The sequence below is a fragment of the Streptomyces sp. NBC_00388 genome (genome assembly GCF_036061255.1).
Taxonomy (GTDB): Bacteria; Actinomycetota; Actinomycetes; order Streptomycetales; family Streptomycetaceae; genus Streptomyces.
Window position 1 is genome coordinate 931,212 of record NZ_CP107948.1, and the last position, 13,402, is coordinate 944,613.

Genomic DNA, 13,402 nt, shown 5'->3' on the forward strand with positions numbered 1-13,402 from the left:
GCAGCCGGCCGGTAAGCGAGGTCTGTCGTGCAAGGGCACCTGCGATCCAGCAGATCCTGCGGCGAATGACGCGGCATCCGGGGCCGGTAAGGCCCGCGATCCAGCCACCATGCGCACGGACTTCAGGCGGTCCATCCACTCCCCCTTGGACTGAGATCAGGCCGAAGTCAGCCCGTGGTGCTGGGCGTTGAACCCGGGCGCACTTAGGATCCTAACGGGCAATTACCCGGCCGGGAGGTGGTCCACCGCACCTATCGTCCGGAGTGCGGGCTTCCACTGCTCAGTGGCACGCGGAGCGGCCGGCGGGGCACCCTGGAACGGCGGAGCCGGGTGCCGGCAAGCGGTGGTGCGCGTGCGTGCGGGACCGGCGCGGCCGGGTTCGCGGCCCCGGTCCGCCTCCGGCAGAGGGAAGGGCACGGCGCGCGGCCGCGGGCGGGGAACGGGGACGCGCCGGCCGGCCACGGCGCCGAAGAGACACCACAGCTCACGCCGTCACCCGCTTCGCGGGCCACCGGCGTCAACGGCCCCCACCTCACAAGTGACGGATCAGTAGCCCCTTGCAGGGGTGGAGGTGACGATCTAGCGTCACGTGCGGTGCATGACAACGATGTCCACGAGTGGGCGCACGGCGGGAGTGGTATGCAATCAACGCGATACGCACCGACCCGGAACGGGTCGGCGGCACGGCGTCTGAGGGACCGGCTGGGGGCGGCTGCGCTCTGTATCGCCCTCGCCGCCGCGGGATCTGTCACCGGGACCGCGGCGAGCGCGGACGCCGCCACCCGGTCGGCGGCAGCATCCGACGCGACGCCGGGAGCGGGGACCGACCTGACGAAGCGGGTCAATCCGTTCATCGGGACCGAGAACGAGGGGCTGGACTTCCCGGCCGCGGGCGCGCCGTTCGGTCTGGTGCAGGAGAGTCCGTTGATGAAGACGGCCGGCGGCACGGGGTGCGACACGGAGTCCGCCGGCATGGTCACCGGTTTCAGCCAGACGACCATCAACGGGTGCCGGTTCAACTATCTGCCGATGATGCCCACCACCGGCGCGGTGAGTTCGACCGATCCGGCACAGTACGCGTCGGCCTTCAGTCATGTGAATGAGACGACGGGACCTGACTATTACCAGACGAAGCTCGACAAGTACGGCGTGACCGCCGGGCTGACGGCGACCGCACGGACCGGGTGGCAGCAGTACAGGTTCCCGCGGACGAGTCAGGCGAACGTGCTGTTCAACGCCGGCGCCGGCGTGACCCGTTCCGAGATCCACGTCGTCGGCAGCCGGACGGTCGAGGGGTGGGTCGAGGATTCCAAGAAGACCTACTTCGTCGCTCGGCTCAGCCGGCCGTTCGCGTCGTACGGCACCTGGAAGGGCACCGACCGGAGCCCGGGGTCCCGCGCATCGGCCGCCAAGGGGTCCAACGGGGCGTGGGTGTCGTTCGACACGAGGAAGAACGACGCTCCCGTGGTCGCGAAGGTGGGGCTCTCCTTCACCGGACTCGCCGGCGCCCACAAGAACCTCTCGGCGGAGACGGGAAAGTTCGGGTTCGACTTCGACGCCGTGCACAAGGCGCTGAACGGCGAGTGGAACACCATGCTGCACAAGGCGGCGATCGGTGGTGGTTCGCACGACCAGCAGGTCGCGTACTACACGGCGCTGTACCACTCGCTGCTCGATCCGAACATCATCGGTGACGTCGACGGCCGTTACGTCGGAGCCGACAAGAAGACCCACACCGCCAGGGGCTACACCCCGTACAGCAACCTCTCGCTGTGGGACACGTACCGGACGCAGAACAAGCTCCTGGAGATGCTCGTTCCCCACGTCGCACACGATGTGGGCATGTCGATCCTGGCGATCGCACGGGAGGGCGGCGCGCTTCCGCGCTGGTACCTGGAGGACCAGGAGGGCAACATCATGACCGGCGACCCGGTCACGCCGTTCCTCGTCGAGGGCTGGTCGAAAGGCCTGCTGACCGGAGCGGACGCCCGGGAGGCGTACACGTACCTCCGGGCGAACGCGACCGAACCGGCGCCCGCGGACGTCCGGGAGAACGGGCGGGCAGGCGCCGCGTACTACGCGGAACGCGGATACATCCCCTACGGCCTCAACATCAAGCCGAACGCCGACTGCGGCGCGGGGACGAGCGGCAACTGCTGCCCGACCAAGACGAACGACAACGACTGCTACTACGGCACGTCGGCCACGCTGGAGTACGCGGCGGCCGACGCGTCGTTGGCGCTGATGGCGAAGGGGCTCGGCCACGCGGCCGACGCCACGATGTTCGCCAGGCGCGGCCAGTCGTACAAGAACGTCTTCGACACGCGGACCAGCCAGTTCCGGCCGCGCACCGCGTCCGACGGCACCTGGCTGAGCCCGTACGACCCGGTCACGAGCGACCACGCGCTGCACGAGCAGAACGCGAGCCAGTACCAGTGGCTGGTGCCCCAGGATCCGGCGGGGCTCATCGGCATGCTGGGTGGCGACGACGCGACGACCAGCCGGCTGAACGACTTCTTCGCCTACAGCGACCTCCTCACCGACCCGGCAGGGACCGCACGCACGGCCTGGGTCAGTGATCCGTACGACTACTACGGCTCCACGAAGTACAACCCGAACAACGAGCCGAACCTCATCGCGCCCTACCTCTACGCGTGGACCGGGCGGCCCGGCAACACCGCGACCGTGGTCAAGGCACAGGAGACCCTGTTCACGAACAGCCCCGGCGGTGTCCCCGGCAACGACGACATGGGGGAGATGTCCTCCTGGTACGTGATGTCGTCGCTGGGGCTCTACCCCACGACCAGCGGCGGCAACTTCGACGTGATCACTACTCCGCAGTTCCCGAACGCCCGGGTGCAGATCGGTGACTACGGCAGGACACAGGGCGGGACGCTGACGATCTCCGCGCCCGGCACCAGCATGGCCAACCGTTACATCGCCTCCGCGACGGTGAACGGCAGGGCCTGGGACAAGGCATGGGTCGGCCAGTCCGACATCGCCCACGGCGGGCACGTCGACTACGCCCTGAGCACCGAGCCCACCGCGTGGGCGACGGCCCGGAAGGACGTCCCGCCGTCGATCGACACGACGCAGGACCCGCAGCGCGGGCTCAGCGCCGACGTCGCGCCCGGCCAGGTCGTCATGGAGTCCGCGGCGGGTCACGCCTCGCGGCAGCAGGCCGAGCTGACGCTCCTGGCCACGTCTCCGCACACCGCGCGGGTCGCGGTGACCGCGAAGGCGCCGAAGGGGTGGTCGGTGTCCCCGTCCAGCGCGACGGCGACGGCCGAATCGAACGGGCTCCCCGCCCGGATGAACGACCGGTTGCGGATCACCACGCCGGCCGGAACCAGAGCGGGCACCTACACGGTGTCCGTCATCGCCGAACTCCCCGGAGCCGCTCCGGTCAGGAAAACCGTCACCGTCGTGGTCCGGCCAGCCGGGAACTGCGCCATCAGGACGAAGACCTCGTGCGCCGTCGACCTGAACGCCGCCTACAACAACGACGGCGTCGCCACACTCGCTGCGCCGGGCCAGGGCGACTTCGACGGCACAGGTACGAGCTTCGCCGCGGACCAACTGCCCGCGCCGGGGCCGGTCACCCTCGGCGGGGTGACCTACCAGGCACCCCCGGCCTCCGGAAGCAGCCGGAACTTCGTCAAGTCCACCGGTCAGGCGATCGCCCTCCCCTCCGGTACCTACAACAGCCTCCACATCGTGGGCGCTTCCGACAACGGCAGTACCGGCGCCGCGTCGGCCACCGCCGTCGTCAGCTACACCGACGGCAGCACCGCGACGGTTCCGCTCGAACTCACCGGCTGGGCGAACAGGACTCCGGACTCCGGCAACGCCGTCGCGCTGACGACCGCGTACCAGCTCAGGGCCGGAACCGGGAAGACCACCACCAAGGCATCACTCTACGAAACGACCGTCCCGCTGGAGTCCGGGAAGAAGGTACGGTCCCTCTCCCTGGCGACTCCGTCCGTGCCGGCCTGGGTCGCACCCGGGTCCGGAGGGCTCGACTGGCAGCGCAACAGCGACCTTGAGATCTACGCGATGACCCTGGAGCACTGACTGTCACAACCGCCTCTGCCGCACAGGTTCGCGGTGGTCGACGGGAGGCCCGGTGCCGGCCGGCACCGGGCCTCATGTGGGCCTGGCGGGCCACCTGATCCTCCTGAGGGGGCACCGCCTCGAAGTGTGAGGTTCAGAGCTGCTGCTCCGGGAGACGGCGGACGAAGTCCAGGAGCAGGGCGCAGAAGGCAGCGGGCTGTTCCAGCGGCGCGAGGTGCCCAGCGCCGGGGATGACCACGGGCTGGTCGGCGTCGAGGTCCCGGGCCAGTCCCTCGCCCCCCTCGAAGAAGTCGGGCATGTCGTCTTCACCCACACCGATCAGGGCGGGCACGGTCAATGTGCGCAGCGCGGCCGTACCTTCGCCGAGCGGATCCGCCGCCAGTGGCGGCTCGCCGTGGGCGAGTTGCCCGGTGAGCTGGTCGCGGAGCATACGGGCCGCGCGAGCACGTACGTCGTCGGTCGCGCCGGCCGAAGTCCATGCCCCGACGCCGGCTGTCACCGCTGCGTCCAGGTCGCCGGAGGCGAGCGCCGCCCGTTCGGCGTCCCAGGCGGCTTGCAGACGTGGGGAGGCCGGCTGGTCGTGGGGCCGGTACCCGACGAGCACCAGACCCTCGACCCGCTCGGGTGCCGTGACGGCGGCCTGGAGTGCCACCAGGGCGCCGAGGGAGTTCCCGGCCAGGACGAAGCGGTCGGCCCCGAGCTGGTCGAGTGTGTCGAGTACGTCCGTCCAGGGGGCCACCTCACGGCCGTCGGGCACGAGTGCGTCGCCGTGGCCGGGCAGGTCCAGGGCGATGGCCCGCACGCCCGCGTCGGCGAGCACGGGGAGGTGGGCGTTCCACATGGTGCGGTCGGCGGGGCGGGCGTGCAGCAGGACGACCGGGCGGCCTCGGCCCGCTTCGTCGGAGGGCAGCAGCATGGCACGTGTCTTTTCTTCGGTGGGAGCAGGAGTGGGAGGCGGAGACGGGAAAACAGCCGGCTCACGGTGTGGAGGAGCCGGAGACCCGCCGTCGCGGGGAGGTTGTCACGCGACGGCGGTCAGCTCGTCGGCTTCCTCGTCGCTCAGCCGCAGGGGTGGCGCTGGCCTGGCTGCTGGCCCGCTCCGAAGTGGTCCTGCCCATCCCCGGTACCTCCAAGGTCGCGCACCTGGAGGAGAACCTGACCGCGGCAGTCCGCGGTGTCGATCAGTTGCACGCCGAGTTCGACGGCGCGGCGCACCACGCGGACGCACTCCTGACGGTCGCCGGGCTCACCCCACACCCCGAGCCCGGTCAGGCGCATGGCGCCGAACCCGAGCCGGGCGACCTTCTTGCCGGCGATCTCGAAGGTGCCGGCGGCGTCGGACAGCGGAGCGGGCGTCACAGCCGAGTGATCAGGGCGACGCTTGATCACCGTCGAGGCATGGGGACGCAACTCGACACGGTCCATCTTTCCGCCCACCACCAGGCGCACGAACGGGAACCTGTATGAGGGCTTTATTAGGGCTTCCCCTTCGGGCGTCACCCCGGGCGCGTCCTGACGGTGGCGCTTCGGCTGCGGCGCTGGATGGCTCGCAGGTCCGTAACCGCGCCCCAAGCCTCGCTGGTGGAGCGGTTTCTCGTCGCCCGGGTCATCGAGATCCCAGGGACCCGTGTGGAGGTACGTGGCAGAGATCTTCCCCTCGTCACGCATCCTGTAGCCGGTGTTCGGACGGTCGACGACGTTGCGGCCCAGGCGATCCCCTGCGGCGGCCACGAGACGACGTACGGACCGCGTTCATCGCGGAGCCGGGGAAGCGGTCCGGGCCTGGCCATCGGCCCGTGGCTCCCCACGCCTCCCTGTCGTCCGCCCAACCGATGATGTGACCACCGATTGACGCGGCCGACGTGAGGATGTCCTCCCGGTGACCCTCCGGCGAGCAGATCACCGCCTTCATGCGGGACAGCCGCCGCACTCGGTCAGACCCCCGACGATGAACTCGGTCAGCCCAGGAAACTCAACCGAACCTGACGGTCAGGGTTGTCCACGTTCGTGTCCACCAGGCAGACCGACTGCCATGTCCCGAGCTCCAGCCGTCCTGCGATCACCGGCAGCGTCGCGTGCGGTGCGACCAGGGCGGGCACCACGTGGTCCCTGCCGTGGCCCGGGCTGCCGTGCCGGTGCTGCCACCGGTCGTCGGCGGGCAGGAGGTCGCGCAGGGCGGTGAGGAGGTCGTCGTCGCTGCCCGCGCCCGTCTCCAGGACGGCGATACCGGCCGTGGCGTGGGGCACGAAGACATTCAGCAGCCCGTCGCGGCCCGCCGCCGCCTCGCCGAGGAACCGCTCACACTCCCCCGTCAGGTCGGTGACGGTCTCGTGGCCGCCGGTCTCGATGTGCACGGTGCGTGTGGTGAAGGTGTCTGACATGCGTCCCATCCTCCTGCGCCCGGGAGGCGAACGCCTCTCCGCGGAGCCCGGACCTCACCGGCCGGGAAGATCCCGGGGGCCGGAGCCGTTGGATGAAATGTGAACGACTCCGGGGCGCACCCAGCGGAAGTGGACGCGGTGGTCATCGGCGCCGGTCAGGCGGGCCTGTCCGGCGCCTACCACCTGCGGCGTACGGGGCTGGTTCCCGGGCGGGACTTCGTCGTACTGGATCACGCCCCCCGGCCCGGTGGCGCCTGGCAGTTCCGCTGGCCCTCGCTGACCTACGGCAAGGTGCACGGCATGCACGCGCTGCCGGGCATGGAGCTGACCGGCGCCGACGGGGACCGGCCCTCGTCGGAGGTGGTGAGCGAGTACTTCACGGCATACGAGGAGGCCTTCGGCCTCCAGGTGCTCCGGCCCGTAGAGGTCGCCGCGGTGCGCGAGGGCGCGGGCGGGCGGCTGAACGTGGAGACCTCCCGCGGTGTCTGGGCCACCCGTGCGGTGATCAGCGCCACCGGCACCTGGGACCGGCCGTTCTGGCCCCGCTACCCGGGTCAGGAGACCTTCCGCGGCAGGCAGTTGCACACCTCGGGATACCGCGGTCCGCAGGAGTTCGCCGGGCAGCGGGTCGTGGTCGTCGGCGGCGGGGCCTCCGGCACCCAGCACCTGATGGAACTCGCGGATACCGCAGCGGAGACGACCTGGGTGACCCGGCGCCCGCCGGTGTTCAGGGAGGGGCCGTTCGGCGAGGAGCAGGGGCGGCGAGCGGTCGCGCTGGTCGAGGAGCGGGTACGCCGGGGGCTGCCGCCGCAGAGTGTCGTCTCCGTGACCGGGCTGCCCGTGAACGACGCGATCCGGGCCGCGCGGGACCGGGGTGTCCTCGACCGGCTGCCCATGTTCGACCGGATCACGCCGGACGGGGTCGCCTGGGACAGCGGGCGCACCGTGCCGGCCGACGTCATCCTGTGGGCCACTGGATTCCGGGCCGCCATCGATCATCTGTCGCCCCTCGGGCTGCGCGAGCCGGGCGGCGGGATCCGGCTGGACGGGACCCGCACGGTCCGGGACGAGCGGGTCCATCTGATCGGTTACGGGCCGTCGGCCTCCACCATCGGCGCCAACCGGGCGGGTCGCTCGGCGGTCCGGGACATCGGGCGGCTGCTGGAGCGGTCCGGGGCTCCGGCCCCTGCCGGAGCGCCGGCCGCCTGACCCGGCGGGGAGCCGGACACGTGGCGCGCGGCCCTGGCCCGCCGGCCCGCCGGAAGGCCTGCCCCCGCGGCGCGGCGGCCTCGCCCCGCGGTGTGCGGGCGCCGCAGGGTTTCAGACGGTCGGGGCCAGTTCGCCGTCCCTGCGGACCAGTGCGGCGTACCGGCCGTCCAGACCCAGCAGTTCGTCATGGGTCCCACGCTCGGCGACCCGGCCGCCGTCCAGCACCACGATCTGGTCGGCATCCCTGACCGTGGAGAGCCGGTGCGCGATGGTGATGGTGGTGCGCCCCGCCGACAGGCCGTCGATGGCCTGCTGGACCGCGTGTTCGGTACGGGTGTCCAGGGCGCTGGTCGCCTCGTCGAGGATCAGGACCGGCGGGTCGCGCAGGATCGTACGGGCGAGGGCCAGGCGCTGCTTCTCGCCGCCCGAGAAGCGGTATCCGCGCTCGCCGACGAGCGTTTCGTACCCGTCGGGCAGCGACGCGATGTGCTCGTGGATCTGTGCTGCCCTGGCAGCCGCTTCGAGCTCCGCGTCGGTGGCGTCCGGCCGGGCGAAGCGCAGGTTGTCGGCGACCGACGCGTGGAAGAGGTAGGTCTCCTGGGAGACGACGCCCACGGCCCGTGCCAGCGTGGCGAAGTCGAGGTCGCGTACGTCGACGCCGTCCAGCGTGACCTGCCCGCCGGTCACGTCGTACAGCCGGGGCACCAGATAGCTGAGGGTCGACTTGCCCGATCCGGTCGCACCGACGACCGCCAGGCTGCCACCCGCCGGCACCTCGATATCGATGGCCTCCAGCGTGGGCCCGCTCTTCTCGTCGTAGCCGAAATCGACATGCTGGAAGCGCACTTCACCGCGGACCTGCCCCAGCGGGACGGGCCGCTCGGGCTCCGTGATGTCCACGGGCAGATCCAGGTATTCGAAGATCCGCTGGAACAGGGCGAGCGAGGTCTGCATGTCCACGCCGGTCGACAGCAGGCTGACCGCCGGGCGGAACAGGCCCTGCTGGAGTGAGACGAAGGCGACGAGTGTGCCGATGGAGACCTGCGGACCGCCTTCCTGGAGCGCGATGCCCGCCGCCCAGTAGATGACGGCGGGCATCGCGGCCATCACGATGCCGATGGTCGACATCCGCCACCGCCCGGCCATGCTGGAGCGCACTTCGAGGTCGACGAGCCGCTCGGACTCCGCGGCGAATCCCTCCGTGAGCGAGTCGGAGCGGCCCATGGTGCGTCCGAGCAGGATGCCGCTGACCGACAGTGACTCGGTGACCGTGGCCGCCATCACCGCCATCTGCTTCTGCCGCTGGGTGGTGATCCGCTTGCGCTCGCGGCCGACCCGGCGGCTGATCCAGACGAACACCGGGAGCAGCAGCAGCGACACGACCGTCAGCCGCCAGTCGAGCGCGACCATGGCGACGACCGTGGCGACGACCGCGGTGAGGTTGGAGACCAGGGAGGTCGCGGTGGAGGTGACCGTCGCCTGCATGCCGCCGATGTCGTTGGCGATGCGGGACTGGACCTCGCCGGTGCGTGTCCTGGTGAAGAAGGCGAGCGGCATCCGCTGGAGCTGGGCGTAGACGGCCGTGCGCAGATCGTGCATGACGCGCTGGCCGACCGTGGTCGAGATCAGCGTCTGGAGGACACCGAAGACGCTGTTGACGACGGCGGTGGCGATCATGCCGAGGGCGAGCAGGCTCAGCAGCCCGGTGCGGCCCTGCGGGATGGCGGTGTCGAGGATCTCGCGCAGCATGAACGGTGAGGCGACCGAGACCAGCGACGAAGCGCAGACCAGCAGCCCGACGAGGGCCAGGCGTGCGCGGTAGGGGCGGAAGAGCCGGACGATGCGCCGCACTTCGGCGGGTGGCTGCCCGTCCGCGCGAGGCGGCGGCGTCCAGTCAGGGCGTTCGGGTTTCATGAGCTCCTTCGGAGGGATTCGGCAGGACGCCGCACCGGTTTGCGCGGTTGGGCAGGGCGGCGGTCGAAGAGGGGCGGAGTACGGCGGGTGCGGGGTCCGTCGGGTCGGCGGGGCGGCGGGGCGGCGGCACCGGGTCGTCGTCGTCCACGCAGTGGCCAGGCAGTGCAGACATAGCAGGCGCAGGGCGCACGGCCCAGGAAGCACCCGCACCGGGCGAGCCGGGCGGGTGCCGTAGAGCATAGTCCACTGTTACCTATGCTCACAATGCACATAGTCCTGATATTGTTCCCGCATGTCATCACCCTCCGGTGTCCCCGACGCCGACGGCCTGCTGGCCGAGCAGCTGCTGCGGCTGACGCGCAGGCTCCACCGGATCCACAAGCAGCACCTGGAGCCGGTCGGCATCACCCCCGCGCAGTCCCGGCTGCTGCGTACGGTCGCGCACTGCGCCGAGCCGCCGCGCATGGCCGACCTGGCGCAGCGTCTCGAAGTGGTGCCACGGGCCGTGACCAGCCTCGTCGACGCGCTGGAGGAGCACGGCAGCGTCTGCCGGGTGCCCGATCCGAGCAACCGGCGGGTGGTGCGGATCGAGCTCACCGCGAGCGGCCGGGCCACCCTGCGCGAGCTGCGCGACGCGCGCCGCCGCGCCGCGGAGGAGATCCTCGCGCCCCTCGCAGCCGGGCAGCGTGAAGCCCTCGGTGAGCTGCTGTCCACGCTCATGGACGGCGCCGGCCACCCCTGACGCCTTCCGCCCTCACCGGCCCCTCTCCCCCAGCCTCTCCCCGTACCGCTGTCCTCCGGGCCGGCGGTCAGCCATCAGCCGCCCAGCCGAGGAGTTTTTCTTCATGCCGTTGCTCGACCCGAAGCCCGGTGCTCTCCGTCCGCGCACGGGAAGGGCGCCCTCGCCCGACCGGGTGCCCGACACCCGGTCGGCCGGGACCCCCGAGCCGCTGCGCGCCGGTCTCGTCGCCCTGCTGGGAGAGGAGAAGGTGCTCTCCCGGGTCTCCGATCTCGTGCGGTACGCCTCCGATGCCAGCCCGTACCGCTTCGTCCCCCAGGTCGTGGTGGTCGCCGAGGACACCGACGACATCGCGGCGGTGCTCGCGTACGCGAGGGACCACGGCCGCCAGGTCGTCTTCCGGGCCGCGGGCACCTCCCTCAACGGGCAGGCCCAGGGCGAGGACATCCTCGTCGACGTCCGGCGCCACTGGTCCGGCATCGACGTGCTGGACGACGGCGCGCGGGCCCGCATCCGGCCCGGCACCACCGTCGTCCGCGCCAATGCGGCGCTCGCGCGCCACGGCCGCGTGCTCGGCCCCGACCCGGCCAGCGCCATCGCCTGCACGCTCGGCGGTGTCGTCGCCAACAACGCGTCGGGCATGACGGCCGGCACCACGCGAAACTCCTACCGCACGCTCGCCTCCCTGACCTTCGTCCTGCCGGGCGGCACCGTGGTCGACACGGCGGCCCCGGACGCCGACGACGCCCTCGCCTCCGCCGAGCCCGCCCTCTGTGCGGGACTGCTCGCGGTCAAGGCGGAGATCGAGGCGGACGCCGGACTGACGGCCCGGATCCGGTCCAAGTACGAGATCAAGAACACCAACGGCTACCGGCTGGACGCCTTCCTCGACGCCTCCACGCCCATCGGGATCCTCCGCGGGCTGATGGTCGGCTCCGAGGGCACCTTCGGCTTCATCTCCGAGGTCGTCTTCGACACCCTGCCGCTCGACCGCAAGCTCTCCACCGCACTGCTCTTCTTCCCGTCCCTGCGGGCGGCGGCCGCCGCGGTCCCCGTCTTCAACGAGGCCGGAGCCCTGGCCGTCGAGCTGATGGACGGCAACACCCTGCGCGCCTCGGTCAGCGTCGCGGGGGTCCCGGCCGACTGGGCGGCGCTGCCCAAGGAGACCGCGGCGCTGCTGGTCGAGTTCCGGGCGCCGGACGAGGAGGGCAGGGAGGCGTACGAGCGGGTGGCGGCCGAGGCCGTCGCCGGACTGGATCTGGTGGCGCCGGTCGCCTCGGTGACCAACGCGTTCACCCGCGACCCGAAGACCATCGCCGGGTACTGGAAGGCGCGGAAGGCCTTCGTCACCGCGGTGGGCGGCGCCCGCCCGTCCGGCACGACACTGATCACCGAGGATTTCGCCGTACCGCCGTCGAAGCTCGCGGACGCCTGCACGGCACTGATCGAGCTGCAGACCGAGCACGGCTTCGACGCCGCGGTCGCCGGTCACGCGGCTCACGGCAATCTGCACTTCCTCCTCGCCTTCGACGCGGCGCTGCCCGGGGACGTCGCGCGCTATGCCGCGTTCATGGACGAGTTCTGCCGGCTGACGGTGGAACGCTTCGACGGATCGCTCAAGGCCGAGCACGCGACGGGCCGGAACATCGCGCCCTTCCTGGAGCTCGAATGGGGCCCGAAGGCAACGGAGTTGATGTGGCGGATCAAGCAGATCATCGATCCGGGCGGGGTGCTCGCCCCCCGTATCGTGCTGGACCGTGACCCCGAGGCCCATCTGCGCGGGCTCAAGACCATTCCGAAGGTCGAGCTGATCGCCGACCCCTGCATCGAATGCGGATTCTGCGAACCCACCTGTCCCAGCCACGATCTGACGACGACCCCCCGGCAGCGGATCGTGCTGCGCCGCGAGATGATGCGCCAGTCCCCCGGGTCCCCGGTCGAGGACAGCCTGCTGGACGCGTACGGATACGACGCGGTGGACACCTGCGCGGGCGACTCGACCTGCAAGCTCGCCTGCCCCGTGGGGATCGACACCGGCGCGATGATGAAGGACTTCCGCCACCGGCGGCACTCCCCGCGCGAGGAGCGGGTGGCCGCGCTGACCGCACGGAACTTCAAGGCCGTCGAAGCAGCGGCCCGGCTCGCGGTCGGCGCGGCGGACCGGATCAGCGACCGGCTGCTGGAGTCGGTCACCGGCCTCGCACGCAAGGCCCTCCGCCCCGACCTGGTGCCGGACTGGCTGCCCGAGATCCCGGGCGCGGCCCCCAGGCTCCCGCGCACCTCACGCGGCGGGCACACGGCCGTCTACTACCCGGCCTGCGTCAACCGGATCTTCGGCGGACCGGCCGGCTTCGACGGGCCCTCGCTCCCCCAGGCCGTCGTGGCGCTCGCCGGGCGGGCGGGGCGTCCCGTGTGGATCCCGGACGATGTCGCGGGTACCTGCTGCGCGACGATCTGGCACTCCAAGGGGTACGACGAGGGCAACAGGCTGATGGCCAACCGCATCGTCGAGGCCGCCTGGGGCTGGACCGGCGGCGGCAAGTACCCGCTGGTCGTGGACGCGTCCTCCTGCACCCTGGGTATCGCTCACGAGGTGGTCCCGTATCTGACCGACGACAACCGTGAGCTGCACGGCGCGCTGACGATCGTCGACTCGGTCGTCTGGGCCGCCGAGGAGCTGCTCCCCCGCCTCACGGTGCTCCGCAGGACCGGTTCCGCTGTCCTCCACCCCACCTGCTCCATGCAGCACCTGGGTGACGAGGGCGAGTTGCGGGCCGTCGCCGAGGCCTGTGCCGATGAGGTCGTCGTCCCCGACACGCTCGGCTGCTGCGCCTTCGCGGGAGACCGCGGAATGCTGCACAAGGAGCTCACCGACGCCGCGACGGCGCCGGAGGCGGCCGAGGTCAATGCCAGGGACTTCGACGCGTATCTCTCCGCCAACCGGATGTGCGAGGTCGGCATGGACCGGGCGACAGGGCGCAGTTACCACTCCGTCCTGCTTGAGCTGGAGCGGGCGACCAGGCCCGGACCCGGACCGGCGCGACGCGGCTGACGCACCGCCACCGGAGCGGCGTGGCCGGACCGG

The 13,402-nt window shown here is 71.3% G+C and carries 7 protein-coding genes and 1 pseudogene; 4 read left to right on the top strand and 4 right to left on the bottom strand.

Features of this window, described 5'->3' with window-relative positions; translation table 11 throughout:
* The first annotated feature begins 639 nt into the window (after nucleotides 1-639).
* Nucleotides 640-4,074 carry a GH92 family glycosyl hydrolase gene (locus OG917_RS04225; RefSeq protein WP_328316165.1) on the top strand — a complete coding sequence of 1,145 codons (3,435 nt, stop codon included), beginning with the start codon at nucleotides 640-642 and terminating at the stop codon, nucleotides 4,072-4,074.
* A gap of 133 nt (nucleotides 4,075-4,207) precedes the next feature.
* Here the strand turns inward: OG917_RS04225 and OG917_RS04230 are convergent, their stop codons facing one another.
* From OG917_RS04230 to OG917_RS04245, 3 genes and pseudogenes are all read right to left on the bottom strand, one after another.
* Nucleotides 4,208-4,990 carry an alpha/beta fold hydrolase gene (locus OG917_RS04230; RefSeq protein ID WP_328316166.1) on the bottom strand — a complete coding sequence of 261 codons (783 nt, stop codon included), beginning with the start codon at nucleotides 4,988-4,990 and terminating at the stop codon, nucleotides 4,208-4,210.
* Nucleotides 4,991-5,232: 242 nt separating this feature from the next.
* Nucleotides 5,233-5,499 (bottom strand): annotated as a pseudogene (locus OG917_RS04240) (hypothetical protein); the annotation flags it as partial.
* A gap of 533 nt (nucleotides 5,500-6,032) precedes the next feature.
* On the bottom strand, nucleotides 6,033-6,455 hold the full coding sequence (locus tag OG917_RS04245) for a YjbQ family protein (protein WP_328316167.1): 423 nt from the start codon (nucleotides 6,453-6,455) through the stop codon (nucleotides 6,033-6,035).
* Nucleotides 6,456-6,554: 99 nt separating this feature from the next.
* On the opposite strand from OG917_RS04245, the gene OG917_RS04250 reads away from it, so the two are divergent.
* Complete coding sequence (locus tag OG917_RS04250) at nucleotides 6,555-7,664, top strand: NAD(P)-binding domain-containing protein (protein ID WP_328316168.1); 1,110 nt, start codon at nucleotides 6,555-6,557, stop codon at nucleotides 7,662-7,664.
* Nucleotides 7,665-7,775: 111 nt separating this feature from the next.
* On the opposite strand, the gene OG917_RS04255 is transcribed toward OG917_RS04250, so the two are convergent.
* Nucleotides 7,776-9,578 (bottom strand): ABC transporter ATP-binding protein, encoded by a 1,803-nt coding sequence (locus OG917_RS04255; RefSeq protein WP_328316169.1) that lies wholly within the window; start codon nucleotides 9,576-9,578, stop codon nucleotides 7,776-7,778.
* A 292-nt stretch (nucleotides 9,579-9,870) separates the two neighbouring features.
* Here OG917_RS04255 and OG917_RS04260 point away from each other — a divergent pair, with 292 nt between their 5' ends.
* Both OG917_RS04260 and OG917_RS04265 read left to right on the top strand, forming a co-directional pair.
* Nucleotides 9,871-10,320 carry a MarR family winged helix-turn-helix transcriptional regulator gene (locus OG917_RS04260; RefSeq protein ID WP_328316170.1) on the top strand — a complete coding sequence of 150 codons (450 nt, stop codon included), beginning with the start codon at nucleotides 9,871-9,873 and terminating at the stop codon, nucleotides 10,318-10,320.
* A gap of 103 nt (nucleotides 10,321-10,423) precedes the next feature.
* Nucleotides 10,424-13,369 carry an FAD-binding and (Fe-S)-binding domain-containing protein gene (locus OG917_RS04265; RefSeq protein WP_328316171.1) on the top strand — a complete coding sequence of 982 codons (2,946 nt, stop codon included), beginning with the start codon at nucleotides 10,424-10,426 and terminating at the stop codon, nucleotides 13,367-13,369.
* Nucleotides 13,370-13,402: the final 33 nt, after the last annotated feature.